Annotated in this window: 11 protein-coding genes, 1 other RNA gene and 1 pseudogene; 8 read left to right on the top strand and 5 right to left on the bottom strand. The window is 39.1% G+C overall.

The genetic code is table 11. The features are described 5' to 3' along the window. Nucleotides 1-11: 11 nt before the first annotated feature. A complete protein-coding gene (locus BN200_RS05295) occupies nucleotides 12-317 on the bottom strand; it encodes a DUF2853 family protein (protein ID WP_019221501.1) in 306 nt (101 codons plus the stop codon). A gap of 95 nt (nucleotides 318-412) precedes the next feature. Here BN200_RS05295 and ssrA point away from each other — a divergent pair. From ssrA to BN200_RS05275, 5 genes and pseudogenes are all read left to right on the top strand, one after another. Further along, nucleotides 413-769, top strand: a transfer-messenger RNA (tmRNA) gene (ssrA, locus tag BN200_RS08780). Nucleotides 770-938: 169 nt separating this feature from the next. Then, nucleotides 939-1,487, top strand: a complete 549-nt coding sequence (locus BN200_RS05290; RefSeq protein ID WP_019221499.1) for an SspB family protein — start codon at nucleotides 939-941, stop codon at nucleotides 1,485-1,487. A 12-nt stretch (nucleotides 1,488-1,499) separates the two neighbouring features. After that, entirely contained in the window at nucleotides 1,500-1,691 is a 192-nt protein-coding gene (locus BN200_RS05285; protein ID WP_019221498.1) for a DUF4169 family protein, read from the top strand. Nucleotides 1,692-1,707: 16 nt separating this feature from the next. After that, on the top strand, nucleotides 1,708-1,959 hold the full coding sequence (locus tag BN200_RS05280; RefSeq protein WP_019221497.1) for a ribbon-helix-helix domain-containing protein: 252 nt from the start codon (nucleotides 1,708-1,710) through the stop codon (nucleotides 1,957-1,959). Between the two features lie 117 nt (nucleotides 1,960-2,076). Then, nucleotides 2,077-4,414, top strand: a pseudogene (locus BN200_RS05275) (ATP-dependent helicase). 77 nt (nucleotides 4,415-4,491) lie between these two features. Here the strand turns inward: BN200_RS05275 and BN200_RS05270 are convergent. After that, the gene (locus BN200_RS05270; protein WP_019221496.1) at nucleotides 4,492-5,121 is read right to left on the bottom strand and encodes a DapH/DapD/GlmU-related protein; all 630 of its coding nucleotides are present in this window, start codon (nucleotides 5,119-5,121) and stop codon (nucleotides 4,492-4,494) included. A 137-nt stretch (nucleotides 5,122-5,258) separates the two neighbouring features. On the opposite strand from BN200_RS05270, the gene BN200_RS05265 reads away from it, so the two are divergent. Genes BN200_RS05265 through BN200_RS05255 form a run of 3 tightly spaced genes read left to right on the top strand, consistent with a single transcriptional unit; the run spans nucleotide 5,259 to nucleotide 8,586 of the window. Beyond that, on the top strand, nucleotides 5,259-5,840 hold the full coding sequence (locus tag BN200_RS05265; RefSeq protein ID WP_019221495.1) for an SCO family protein: 582 nt from the start codon (nucleotides 5,259-5,261) through the stop codon (nucleotides 5,838-5,840). A 32-nt stretch (nucleotides 5,841-5,872) separates the two neighbouring features. After that, nucleotides 5,873-6,742, top strand: a complete 870-nt coding sequence (locus BN200_RS05260; protein ID WP_019221494.1) for a 50S ribosomal protein L11 methyltransferase — start codon at nucleotides 5,873-5,875, stop codon at nucleotides 6,740-6,742. Between the two features lie 17 nt (nucleotides 6,743-6,759). Next, the gene (locus BN200_RS05255; RefSeq protein WP_019221493.1) at nucleotides 6,760-8,586 is read left to right on the top strand and encodes an aminopeptidase P family protein; all 1,827 of its coding nucleotides are present in this window, start codon (nucleotides 6,760-6,762) and stop codon (nucleotides 8,584-8,586) included. A gap of 1,380 nt (nucleotides 8,587-9,966) precedes the next feature. Here the strand turns inward: BN200_RS05255 and BN200_RS05250 are convergent. The 3 genes from BN200_RS05250 to recN form a co-directional block, all read right to left on the bottom strand. Continuing rightward, a complete protein-coding gene (locus BN200_RS05250) occupies nucleotides 9,967-10,206 on the bottom strand; it encodes a type II toxin-antitoxin system HicB family antitoxin (RefSeq protein ID WP_019221491.1) in 240 nt (79 codons plus the stop codon). A gap of 339 nt (nucleotides 10,207-10,545) precedes the next feature. Next, complete coding sequence (ligA, locus tag BN200_RS05245) at nucleotides 10,546-12,705, bottom strand: NAD-dependent DNA ligase LigA (RefSeq protein WP_019221490.1); 2,160 nt, start codon at nucleotides 12,703-12,705, stop codon at nucleotides 10,546-10,548. A 131-nt stretch (nucleotides 12,706-12,836) separates the two neighbouring features. Continuing rightward, nucleotides 12,837-14,498, bottom strand: a complete 1,662-nt coding sequence (gene recN, locus BN200_RS05240) for a DNA repair protein RecN (protein ID WP_019221489.1) — start codon at nucleotides 14,496-14,498, stop codon at nucleotides 12,837-12,839.

Here is a 14,498-nt window from a genome sequence, read left to right as displayed (position 1 = left end):
TATAATCGTATTTAAATTTTATGAAGTGCGTTTAAGTGTTTGGCTACCAAATAATAAAAAGTCATACGGCTTTTTCTGCGATCTCCAGACATCATGTCTGCAACTTTTGAAACACCCCTCTTAGCACTCTGTGTATCAGCACCTAAAACATCTTGAACCCATTTTTCAACACGCTCTAACTCTTTTGGATCCGATGTCGCAACAAGCGACGCATCCTGCTTTTTCATCACCAAAGCCAAACGATGACGAAGCCGTTCTATTGCAGCTTCATCGGGATTTGGATCGTATAGTTTAATATCTGCTAGATCATTTGTCATTCTGCAACATCTCCTCTCCAAAAACAAAAAGCTATTTTACAATCGCATTCTATCACTCCATAAATAACTAGAGGATTTAAAATATTAACAACCCCCCCCTTTTCCAAAGACCGTTCTTCATCTATATTTAAAGAGCTGGCTTACCAGCTATGGTAATAAATGGACAATGAAATAAACTTATTGGACCCGGGGGCGGTACCCGGCGCCTCCACCAAAATATAAGAGACACAGATTATATTTTGGTGGGGGCGAAATAGGATCGACAAGAGTGTAAAGATTGCTCTTTTACTCGGCATAGTACCACCGTTATCGGACTAAATGAGTAGTTGCAAATGACAACTATGCGGAAGCACGTCTCGCTGCTTAAGGCAGTGTGAATGTTTCAAACTAAGCCTTAAACCGTCGCAGGTTTAAGCGGGGTCCGAAGGCACCTGGCAACAGAAGCCTTCACTTTTGTGAGTATAATTGATTGAACTTTCAAATACTATTTATCATAAAATTGAGTATTTTCGCGATTAATGAGATGCATCATAGATAAAATATTGCTAACTTAAAGAAACATTTCATTGCACGATATCGTTCATGTTCAACTGCTGTGTAAAATAAAAGGAATAAATTTCGATGGTTCAAGATCAAATCCGTTACGATATTCTCGTTCAGGATGCACTGCGTGGGGTTATACGTAAGGTTTTATCGGAGGTTGCTAAAGCAGGACTTCCGGGTAATCACCATTTTTTTATTACTTTTTTGACAAATGCACCAGGAGTAAAAATTTCTCCTCGGCTTCAAAGCCGTTATCCAGAACAAATGACAATTGTATTACAACATCAATTTAGAGATTTAAACATATCAGAAACAGCTTTTGAGGTAACACTCTCTTTTAGAGAAATCAGCGAGAAATTGGTCATTCCTTTTCATTCTATCCAAGTATTTTATGATCCTGTAGCCGCATTTGAAGCAGCATTTGACTTGCCTTCAGATCTTAACTCTAAGGAAGATGAAAATTCAGAAAATACCCCGTCTACACCCGTTGTTTTATCGGAAAAACAAAAAAAAGAAAACAAATTCACCAACGAACAAAGTTCTAAAACAAATAACAAAGACTCTTCAAACAATGAGAGAAAACAAAGCGCTGACGTTGTTTCTTTAGATTCTTTCCGAAAAAAATAAATACTTTTTCTTATGAGCAAACTGATTAACCTTCGCCAATTTCGAAAGCAAAAAAAACGTGCGGAACAAACCGTTCATGCAGAAGAGAATCGTTATCGTTTTGGACGCATGAAAACTGAAAAAATTTTTGAACAAAAAGAAGCTTTAAAAATACAGAAATTTTTTGATCAAAATCGTTTATGTCCTGATAAAGATCCTGATTAAAGAAAAGTAAGAAAGAATGAACATAAGTGATTCTATTGATTGGTCAAAAGTGACTTTGCAAAAAATATCTGTTCGCATTGATGGACACGCAACAAGTGTATCTTTAGAACAACCGTTTCTGAATATTTTGAAAAGCATAGCACGGAATAAAGGACAATCTTTAGCCTTTATTATCTCTGATATTGACAGTAAAAGACCGCAACACGTGAATCTTTCCTCTTCATTACGTATTTATGCACTTCAGAGTGTTCTCACCCAACGCCTTTAATATTTGTTTTTATTTTTTACGATATCTATCTTTTTATTCAGCTGAAACTATTATAGTTTTTTAAAGAGAGGTTTTTAGACCTAGCACTACGGTAAAAAAAAGACTACAGAGGGTATAATGAATAATTTTTCCGATCACATACCCTTCTTTGAAGATGAACCCCCTTCCCATAAGTATGAAAATAACTTTGGGTCAATTCCTCGTACAGTAACGGTACAAGAAAAAACACGATATAATGTCGATTATTTAGAAAAGCTCAATCCCGAACAACGACAGGCCGTTATGAATACAGAAGGGCCTCTTTTAGTTCTTGCAGGTGCCGGCACTGGGAAAACGCGCGTTTTTGACAACACGTATTTCTCATATTTTGCACTCCGGACTTGCTTCTCCTCAGCAAATACTCGCGGTAACTTTCACCAACAAAGCAGCACGTGAAATGAAAATGCGTATTGGTGAACTTATAGGTGAAATTGTTGAAGGCATGCCTTGGCTTGGAACTTTTCATTCCACTGGTGCGAAAATTTTACGCCGCCATGCAGAACTTGTGAACTTAAAAAGCAACTTTACAATTCTTGATAGTGATGATGTTACTCGACTTTTAAAACAGCTTATTCAAGCTGAAGGATTGGATGATAAGCGTTGGCCTGCACGAAACCTTGCCATCATGATTGATTCTTGGAAAAATCAAGGACTTTCACCAGAACATATTTCAGAAAGTGATGCCCACTCCTTTGGCAACGGCATGGGACGCGAACTTTATCGTAGTTATCAGGAGAGATTAAAAACTCTTAATGCCTGCGATTTTGGTGATCTTCTATTGCATTCTCTCTCTCTCTTTCAACATAACCCAGACATTCTGCGCCAATATCATTCTCAATTCCGCTATATTCTTGTAGACGAATATCAAGATACAAACACAGTACAATATCTTTGGCTCCGCCTTTTGGCACAACAACCTGAAGGACAATTTGTCAATCTTTGTTGTGTTGGTGATGATGACCAATCCATTTATGGATGGCGTGGTGCTCAAGTTGATAACATATTACGTTTTGAAAAAGATTTTCCTTCTGCAAAAATTATTCGTTTAGAACGCAATTATCGCTCAACATCCCATATTCTTAAAACCGCGTCTCATCTCATTTCTCATAATCAAGGAAGGCTTGGAAAAACACTTTATTCTGATCAAGTAAAGACCGAAGCAGAAAAAGTAAAAATTCATGCTGCTTGGGATTCTGGAGAAGAAGCTCGTGCCATTGGAGAAGAAATTGAACGCGCGCAACAAGCCGATCATCCATTAAATCATATGGCTATATTAGTGCGTGCATCATTCCAGATGCGTGAATTTGAAGATCGCTTTGTAACACTTGGTCTCAATTACCGTGTCATTGGTGGTCCACGCTTTTATGAACGCATGGAAATACGGGATGCTATGGCCTATTTGCGCGTTGTGGTTCAACCAGCAGATGACTTAGCTTTTGAGCGCATTATTAACACACCAAAACGCGGTTTAGGAGATGCTACTCTGCGCATTCTTTATGAGAGCGCAAGAACACGCTCTATCCCTCTCTTTGTTGCCGCCACTGAAATCATTGAAACGGATGAGTTAAAACCTAAAGCACGCAGCGCCTTGCGAAGCGTTGTGGAAAACTTCCGTCGTTGGCAAAATATGCTCCAAAACACACCCCATAGAGAGCTTGCCGAAATAATCCTAGAGGATTCAGGCTATACAACTATGTGGCTAGAAGATCGCTCACCGGAAGCACCAACACGCCTAGAAAACCTCAAAGAAATGGTCCGCTCTATGGAACAATTCGAAAGTCTCCCTAGCTTTTTAGAACATGTTGCGCTGGTTATGGATGCTGAAAATAATGAAAATACTGATGCGATCAACATTATGACTCTTCATTCAGCAAAAGGGCTTGAATTTGAAACAGTCTTTCTTCCTGGTTGGGAAGAAGGTCTCTTTCCTCATCAGCGTTCATTAGATGAAGGTGGACGTTCAGGATTAGAGGAAGAACGACGACTAGCTTATGTAGGGATAACAAGAGCAAAAAAGCATTTGCACATATGGTTTGTCTCCAATCGGCGAATTCATGGATTTTGGCAATCTACCCTTCCCTCTCGTTTTCTGAATGAATTACCAGAAGAACATATCGAAGTTGTAGAAATGGAAACATCTTATGGTGGTTATGGGAAGTCGCACTTTAAACATCACAATCCCTTTTATAATGAGTATTCGACACCAAAACAAAAACGCGAACAAAAAAACATTGAAGGAAAAGTCATCGCTCAATCAGTCTCTGAAATTCCATCAAGTTTTTCAATCAATGATCGAATTTTTCACATAAAATTCGGTTATGGTTATATCTGCGCAATAGATGGTCACAAATTAACCATTGCATTTGAGAAAGCAGGAGAAAAACGTGTACTCGATAGTTTTGTGAGCAAAGCTTAGTATATATCCATAACGAAACTCTCTTTTTCAATGAAAGGAGAAGTTGTTTTCATTTCATTTTAATATTACTTTTAATCTTACTTCCATTTACGAATAAAAATCTCAATGGGTAAGTTTTGCATATCAGGTAATGCATTGTAAATTTTATCAAGCGGCCAATTCCACCAAGCCATCTCTAAAAGTGTTTGAATCACATCATCAGAAAAGCGCATCCGCAACGGCTTTGCAGGAACACCAGCAACAATCGTATAAGGTGAAATATCTTTTGTTATAACAGCGTTAGCACCAATGATAACACCATGTCCAATTGCCACCCCTGGCATAATAACCGCACCATATCCAATCCATACATCATGCCCGATGATAACACGTTTTTCACAACGTCTTTCACGAAAAGAACGATCTAACGGCATATAACGGAAATATTCATTAGGACGATATGTTATTTTATGTGTTGAAAGACGTTCCATGGGATGTTCTAATGCATTTACACAAACATGAGAGGCAATAGAGCAAAAACGTCCAATATCACTATAAATAGCGTTACTGTTACACTCAAAATAAGAAAAATCCCCAACCGTTACATCCCGTAAAACCACCCGCTCATTGATTTCTACATAGCGCCCCAATTTACAACCATGCAGCCGTGCTGTTGTATTGATACGAGGCTTACTCTCATGGAATCGAAGATCTTTCTCAATATCCATTTATCTTCTACCAATTACTTTTTTCTCAATAACATGAAAAGAATACCGCCTAATAAACACAAATGAATCATGAAACAAACATTGCAAAACTGACCCGCTAATGCTAGAATTTTCTAGTGATTTAAGAGAATCAAACTATGCAAAATGTAATGCGCATCTTAGGGCTAACAATCCTATTCCTTGCAGGTATTTTTGTTTATGATACGTTGAGGAATAAGCCGCTAGGTGATAATTTTACACTCACTGATTCCAATGGCAACACTATTACCGAAGCCGATATTCGAAGCAAGCCTTCAATTATTTTCTTTGGCTTTACCATGTGCCCTGAGAGCTGTCCTACTACGCTAACCAATCTTGATAGATGGCTGACAAGTCTTGGTGCAGACGCTGATAAATTAGGAGTATGGTTTGTTACAGTTGACCCCGAACGTGATACACCAGAAGCCCTCCATGAATATCTGAGTAATTTTAGCCATAAAATTATCGGCATCAGCGGAGAACCTGAAAAAGTTCATAAAATGGTGGATTCTTTCAACATTGTTGCTGTGAAAGTACCTGGAACAGATGGAAACTACACTTATAATCACACAGCAGCAATTTTTTTACTAAAAAAAGGTGGTAAATTAGCTGGTATTATTCCTTATAAAATTGAAGAAGACAATGAAGAATTGAGGGATAATATTGCCATTGAACAGCTCAAGAAACTTGTCTCAAACTAAATTTTCAGAGCCATTTAAAAAGAAAGAACAGCATGTCGCAGCAAATTCGTCTGTATTATACTGCTTCTAAAAATGAAGCAGAAGAGTGGTATGTTCTTATGGAAACAGCCTTTGATGAAGAAGGATATCCTCTTGCTCTTGCAGAGATCGATGAAAAAGATGCCATCTATGAGCTTTCACTTTATGTCAATAAAGAAAATCAAGAAAATGCTTCAAAACGTTTTGCACGCATCCTTTCTATAGATCCTGATAAAATTAACCGTGAAGTTTTACCCAATATTGATTGGGTACAAAAAAGCCTTGAAGGGCTAAAACCTGTGCATGCGGGTCCTTTTTTCCTTCATGGAAACCATCACCGAAATAATATTCCACCAGATGTTTTGCCTATTGAAATTGAAGCAAATCAAGCCTTTGGAACAGGGCATCATGGAACAACAGCCGGCTGTTTGGAAATAATTGCCAAAATACTGCACAATGAAAATCCACAAAATGCCCTTGATCTTGGTACTGGCAGTGGAGTATTAGCCATAGGCATTGCAATGCTTAAACCTATTTCTGTACTTGCCTCCGATATTGATCCAGTAGCAATCCAAGTTGCTCAACACAATATCGAACTTAACGGCGTAAAAAAATATATCACAGCTGTTAGCGCAACAGGTTTCAACCATGATGAGATTGCCTCACGTGCACCCTTTGATCTCATTGTTGCCAATATCCTTGCCAACCCTCTCATTGAACTTGCACAGGAAATGGTACAAGCACTCCAAAAAGGTGGATCCCTCATTTTATCTGGAATTCTTGAAGAACAGCATGACCATGTTTTGGAGACTTATGTCAAACAGGGATTGACACATTTTGAAACACACCACTGTCAAGGATGGGTTACCATACATCTGAAATAAAAGAAAAGAGTGTCACTATGTATCAATCCTTTGAGGCGATAACAAATCCCGCTTATGCTGCACAGCGCATTTCCTCTCTGCGTCAAGAACTCAATCGCCTTGAACTCGATGGTTTTCTTGTTCCACGTTCTGATGAACATCAAGGAGAATATGTTCCCCCACATGCTCAACGCCTTAGTTGGCTCACTGGTTTTACTGGCTCATCAGGTATTGCACTCATTTTAAAAAACAAAGCCATCCTCTTCACAGATGGACGTTATAAACTCCAAGTGCGTCAACAAACCGATCCTCATATTTTTGAATATGAAGATCTGGTAACTTGCCCACCCTCACAATGGCTTAAAAAAAATGGACAAAAACTCTCTATTGGCTTTGATCCATGGCTCCACACTATTGCTGAGACCGATACATTAAAAAAAGCATTAGAAATAAAACCAAGTGGAAAACTTATCGCAGTTCAATCCAATCCTATTGATCTTATCTGGCATGATCAACCACACCCTCCGCAATCTGCCTTATCAATTCATCCTCTCAAATATGCAGGATGTAAAACCGATGAAAAGCTGACATTAATTCGAAAAAATATCCAACAAGCCGATGCAGATGCTTTTATTTTTACAGACCCCTCCTCTATTGCATGGACATTCAATATACGTGGGAATGATGTTTCCAACACCCCTTTTGCTCTTTGTTTTGCTTTCATTCCTCTCAAAGAAAGTCCCATCTTATTCATTAACAGCAAAAAATTGGGTAGAGAACAAAAACAATATCTGGAGCGTTATGCAAAACTCTATGAACCAGAACAGCTTATTTCAACGCTCAAAGATTATGTTCAAAAAGGGATGGTTTTTGCTTTAGATCCACGAATAACCTGCGAAAAATTACGCACCATTATTGAAGAACAAGGAAGCTCTTTCACGACACTCACTGACCCGGCTGCTCTACCACGTGCCATTAAAAATAGCACAGAACTAGACGGTGCGCGAAAAGCACATTTGCGTGATGGTGTAGCATTGACTCGTTTTCTTTCTTGGTTAGATAAACAAACACTAGGATCCATCAATGAAATTTCTGCTGCTCAAAAATTAGAAGAATTTCGCATAAATACAGCAAAAGAAATGGGAGAAAAACTTGAAGACCTTTCTTTTGATACAATTTCGGCAGCAGGCGCAAACGGCGCCATTGTGCATTACCGTGTAACAAATGAAACAAATAAGCAACTCAATGCTAGTGAACTTTATCTTGTTGACTCAGGTGGGCAATATCGTGATGGCACAACAGATGTTACACGTACAGTCGCAATTGGGAGTGTTGGAGAAGAAGAAAAACGCTGTTTTACTCTTGTCCTCAAAGGTATGATTGCTCTTTCAACCGCATACTTTCCAAAAGGAACACGTGGACAAGATATTGATGTTCTCGCACGCATCGCCTTATGGAAAGCTGGTTTTGATTATGCCCATGGCACTGGTCATGGAGTTGGCTCTTATCTCTCTGTTCATGAAGGACCACAAAACCTTTCGCGCAATGGGTGCCAAGAATTGATCCCTGGAATGATTGTTTCTAATGAACCTGGATATTATCGCGAAGGTGTTTTTGGCATTCGTATTGAAAATTTACTCATTGTGAAGCCAGCACAAAAAATCAATGGTGGAGAGAGAGAAATGCTCTCATTTGAAACACTGACAAATTGTCCCATTGACCGACGATTAATTCTCCCAGATCTTTTAACAGAACAAGAACGACAATGGCTTAATGATTACCATGCGCATGTTTATCAGGTTAACGCACCTTACTTAAATGAAGAAGAGAAAAAATGGGCAAAAGAAGCAACAATGCCTCTTTAAGTGAAGGAGCATGAACGTTTTCTCATTCTTCTTTTTAAAGGAACACCCTACCTTCTTTTTTAAAAAGAAAAATGTACATTTTTCATCATGAAATACCAGGAATACTCTATTGTAGATGTTTCAAGTTTTTTACTGCTATAGAAAACGCTAACCTCGGGTGAAACAAGCGAGAATGCACTAATAAAGCGTGCACTTTAGTAGTTGCTGATAAATCAAAATATAAACCTAGTGCAGCAGCATGTTTGAGACAAAGATTGAGATGTATAAGGACTTTTGCTACTATAATAGCTTGTATGCCAGATTGAAGCAGCGCATTGCATATCTTTGTTTGCGTAATCTCTGAAAACGGGGAAACAGCCTCATTTGGAAGGAATATCAGTAAAGATAAAAACCAATTCCAGTCTTACCATCACCCTTTAATTCGGCTTTACGGCTTGCAAAAGCATTGAGAAACAATATCTTTTCAAGAATGGAGAATGCGCATTGCTTGACACTTTTGTTTTTCATGTTTTTAATAGGATCACGCCTCTTAACGCAAAACAGAACGCCATTATGTTACACATTTACGCAGCTTGTTTTAAAGATACATCTGTCAGCGGATAAAAGCTTATTTCACAACAGCGCCGGTGAAGGGTATAAAAAGCCGTTAGCACCACCATTTTTACGTTTATTGAGCGTGCAAGCCGACACTGTCATTCTCTTTGCCAGTCCCCAATGTTGCTACAACTTTTGCATTGAGACGGTTCATGAGGGGTGTTTAAAATCCTTTCTTGAAGAGTTTTATCCACACGCCCACCCCGCCTGTAACATACAAGCGAAGAGTTTTGAATGATTCACTATGAAAGAGTTTGAGAGAAGAAGATCTTACGATATTAGGGGGTCTCATTAAAGTTGAAAAAAATACATTATCTTTATTGGTTAATAGGATGCCCTTGAAAGGAGAGAATGCTTATTTTGACGACCATCTTCCAACGCCTCCACAGGGTTACATTCCTTTATTTTCCTTATGTGAAAACTTTCATTATATTCATTGTAATCTTTGGTATAGTTTCCATGCAATCTACTATAGCTTATTATAGGGTTTTAGACTCGAAATTTTCGCATATTTGTTCACAATTGTTATTTTTACAATTTGCCTTACAATGATAATCTATGGTCTTTTTCTGATAATGAAATTTGTATATTCTTTGTAAAAGAAACTGAATTATAATATGAATTTCAATGTTAATCATTTTAAAAACTTAACAAATATTCATTCACAGCATGCTGCTGTTCTCCAAAAAACAAATCCTACTAAACTTCTTTTTTGCCCGATCATTCAGTGCACAAAAAACTCCTCAATCAATCGATATATTTGCACGTACCACTTCAGAATCATTTTCAATAAAAGACATCTGTCTCAAAAAAATGCCCTTCTAAAAAGGCAGCTTTAATAGCCTTCTGTTCTATGATTTTTTCAAATTCTAAAGCTGTAGGCAATATAGCCATTTCTTCGCAATAAAGTTGAAGTGTTTCAATTGCATTTGTGATGAAGTTTTCTTCTTTATCGGCAACAGAAAAAAATCTCTTAAAACGAGGAAAATAAATACCAAAGGCAGAATCTTCGTCTTTATGAGGCAAAAAATCTCTCTATGATATCACCACCTAAGGACAAATTTCATAACACTTAAGATAATTATATAAATTCCTTAAAGACACTATATTGACTTTCAATGTCAATAAATCACACGTTGGGAAAAATGACAAATACCGATGAATCACCATGCTTAAAGAAAATCACCCCTAAACATAATGTTCCTCAATCAATTGTGGTCAAATCCCTTCATCGATACCCTCAACACCCTCGCTCTTGTGCTTTCATTAATTTTGATTCTGCCAAAATCCCACGAAAACATATCTCATGTGAAAAGAAATAATCATACAAACAGCCTATTCTAGTTCTGGAAAAAACCTTTTCCTCTAAATATTAAGTTCTTCTATCAACTGCTGCCAAGCCTCTTCATCGATAACCTCAACACCTAACTCTTGTGCTTTGATCAATTTTGATCCACCCCCAATCCCTGCAACGAGAAGATTAGTTTTTTTAGAAAGAGAACCTGATGTCTTAGCACCTAACCGTTCAGCGAGTGCTTTTGCTTCATCGCGTGACATATGCGTCAAAGTTCCTGTAAAAACAATAGTCTTTCCTGCTATTGACGAAGAATTAATCATGACAGGCTCCTCATCAAGAGGTGTGACTTCTTCAAGCAAAACAGACAAAACCTCGCGGTTATGCACTTCTTTATAAAAATCGATGATTGCTTCACCTACCTGTGGCCCAATCCCCTCAATATTTGTAAGCTCCATCCACGCCTCATTGCCTTCTTCATTCACCTTATCGCTAGGCATAGTAGCTTCCATCGCCGCAGTTTCAAACGCTTTATAATTTTGATAAGCACGTGCAAGACGGCGTGCATTAACCTCTCCAACATGGCGAATTCCTAGTGCAAATAAAAAACGACTTAAAGGAATTTTTCGGCGCACATTAATAGCATCATAAAGTTTAGAAACTGAAACAGTACCAAAACCTTCCATATTTTCCAAACGGACCAGAGATTTTTCTTGGCGACGCTGTAAAGTAAAAATATCTGCTGGTGTACGAATACAAAGCGTTTCATCTTGAATCTGGAAAAAGAACTCCACTTGTTTTTTACCAAGACCTTCAATATCAAAGGCATTGCGCGAAACAAAATGACGAATACGCTCAATCGCTTGTGCAGGACAAATAAGCCCCCCCGTACACCGACGTACAGCTTCTCCGACTTCACGAACAGCATGACTTCCACAAGCTGGACACAGATGAGGAAAAATAAAAGCAAAAGCATCTTTTGGACGCTTTTCAACAACAATATCAACAATTTGAGGGATCACATCACCAGCACGCTGTACAACCACTGTATCGCCTATACGGATATCACGCCCTTCACGAATTGCCTCCCCCTTATGACCAATTCCCTTAATATAATCCTCATTATGCAAACTAGCATTGGTAATCACCACACCACCAACAGTAATAGGTGCAAGGCGTGCAACAGGGGTTAATGCTCCCGTACGACCGACTTGAATATCAATATCTTCCAAAACTGTCATAGCTTTTTCTGCTGGAAATTTATGCGCTATTGCCCAACGTGGCGAACGAGAAACAAAACCCAAACGCATTTGTAGCATCAAATCATTAACTTTATAAACAAGCCCATCAATATCATAACTTAAGGAATGACGGCGTTCTTCGATATCATGATAATAGGAAACAATCTCTTCTAATGTTTTAATTTTTTTTGTTAATGGATTGATAAAAAAGCCATATTCTTTTAGCTTTTCTATCATCCCCATTTGGCTTTCTGCAAATATTTCACTCACTTCACCACAAGCATAAGCAAAAAATTGCAGCTTTCTACTAGCAGTTATTCTTGAATCCAATTGACGTAGCGAACCAGCCGCCGCATTTCGAGGATTAGCAAAAGCCAATTTGCCCTTTTCTTGTTGTTTCACATTAAGTGCTTGGAAATCCTCCCGCCGCATATAAACTTCACCACGAACTTCAATAATATCAGGAAATTTGCCTTGTAAGACTTGCGGAATATCAGAAATTGTTCGTGCATTCGCAGTTACATTTTCACCAACAGTTCCATCACCACGTGTTGCCGCACAAACAAGCCGTCCTTGTTCATAGCGCAAAGACAAAGATAAACCATCAATCTTCGGCTCAGCTGTTATTTCCAGCATTTGTGTTTCTGACAGTCGTAAAAAACGACGAACACGCTCCATAAATTCACTGACATCTTCAAAACTAAAAGCATTATCAAGTGAAAGCATTGGCTGTGCATGAACAAATTTTTCAAACTTTTCAGAAACCGGTGCTCCAATTTTATGTGAGGGAGAATCTGGACGAATGAGTTCAGGAAAAAGAGCTTCAATTTCTGCATTACGCTGGCGAAGAGCATCATATTCTGCATCAGAGATTTCAGGTTGGTCATCACGATTATAAAGCACATCATGACGTGCAATCTCTTTTGCCAACCACTCTAATTCACTTGCTGCTTCAAGAGCAGTAAGGTTTTGAATTTCGTCCTTGTTCATAAAACCTATTCCAAATTATGCGCTATGGCCATAAGAATCTCAGCTCTTTATCACGCATAGAATCCAAATGAATACATGCTTGCCAGTGATATAATGAATAAGCAATATTTTTACCACTTAATCAACCATCTCTATGCCAGAAGCTTTTGAGCAGCTGCACGTGCCTCTTTAGTAATCTGCTCTCCAGCTAACATACGTGCAATTTCTTCTGCACGCTCATGCTCTTCCATTTTATGAACAACAGTCACAAAGCGGCCTTTGTCATCACTCTCCGCTTTTGAAATAAGAAAATGACTGTGCGCTTTAGATGCGACTTGGGGCGCATGCGTAATAGCAAAAACCTGAATATTTTCTGATAAACGCTGCAGCCTCTGCCCAATGGCAGCAGCAACAGCTCCACCAACACCTGTATCAATTTCATCAAAGATCAGCGTAGGAGCCGATCCACGATCAGACAAAACAACCTTTAAAGCCAATAAAAAACGAGACAATTCACCACCAGAAGCCACACTGAGCATTGGTCCAGCACGAGTTCCAGGATTTGTCCGAACCCAATATTCAACACGATCTATTCCTTCTGCACTACGTCTTTCAACATCACTTTGCATGTTAACGATAAATTCTGCCTTTTCTAATTTCAATGCTGGTAATTCAGCCATAACGCTTTCAGACAAGCGCTTTGCTGCTTCTCGACGCTTTATTGAAAGTGCTTGTGCGAATGTATCATAATTTTTTTGTGCTTGCCCTACCTCATCCTCTAAACGCGCCAATATGCTCTGAGCCTCTTCAAAATCAGCAAGCTCTGCATCCATTTTATCACGTAACTGTATTAACTCATCTGCAGGAACTTGGTATTTACGAGCAAAGCCCCGAAGAGCAAAAAGGCGCTCCTCTATCCGTTCCAATTCACCAGGTTCAAAATCCAATGCCCGCATTGCTGCTTCAATGCCTTCTTGTGCTGTTGCAAGTGCATGCAGCGCCTCGTCAATGGAATTGACGACAGGTGCAATAAGCTCTTGTGCCTCGGGGATTTTGCGTTCCAAACGCCTCACCAAATTAGAAAGAACTGGAATTGGCGATTTTGAACCAGCTAAAAGATCATCAGTTTCCTTAATATCTATCGCTATTTTTTCTAATTTAAGCATATCTGCACGACGAAGAGAAAGAGCCTCTTCTTCACCAACTTGAAAATCCAGCTTTTCAAGTTCTTGGAGGCACGCACGCAGATAATCAGCCTCACGCAGAGCATTCTCTACTTTCAAACGCTGTTGCTGCAAATGCCCTTCACATTCACGCCATATCTGATAGCATTCACGTAAATTTTCTGTCTCATGCTCAAGCCCACCAAAAGCATCTAACAATTGGCGATGCGTAGCAACATCAACAAGGGCGCGGTCATCATGCTGCCCGTGGATTTCAACCAACTGACGTCCAACATGACGCATCAATGCAACACTGGCTACCTGATCATTGATAAAGACACGACTACGCCCATCACTTGATTGTATACGCCGTAAAATAATATCGCCTTCATCATCAAAACCATTCTCACGAATAAACTGGCGCACAGGATGCGAAACGGGCACATCAAAAACAGCCGTTACCTGCCCTCGGTCAGCACCATGACGCACAAGCGAAGCATCACCCCGTCCCCCCAGAGCCAGCGACAAAGCATCAAGTAAAATAGACTTCCCCGCACCCGTTTCTCCAGTTAAAACAGACAAACCGGCTGTAAAATGAATATCGAGCGTTTCGATCAAAACAATATTATGAATCGAAAGCTGTATCAGCAT

The sequence above is a fragment of the Bartonella senegalensis OS02 genome, assembly GCF_000312545.1.
GTDB lineage: Bacteria > Pseudomonadota > Alphaproteobacteria > Rhizobiales > Rhizobiaceae > Bartonella > Bartonella senegalensis.
This window is presented reverse-complemented; position numbering and strand designations above follow the sequence as displayed.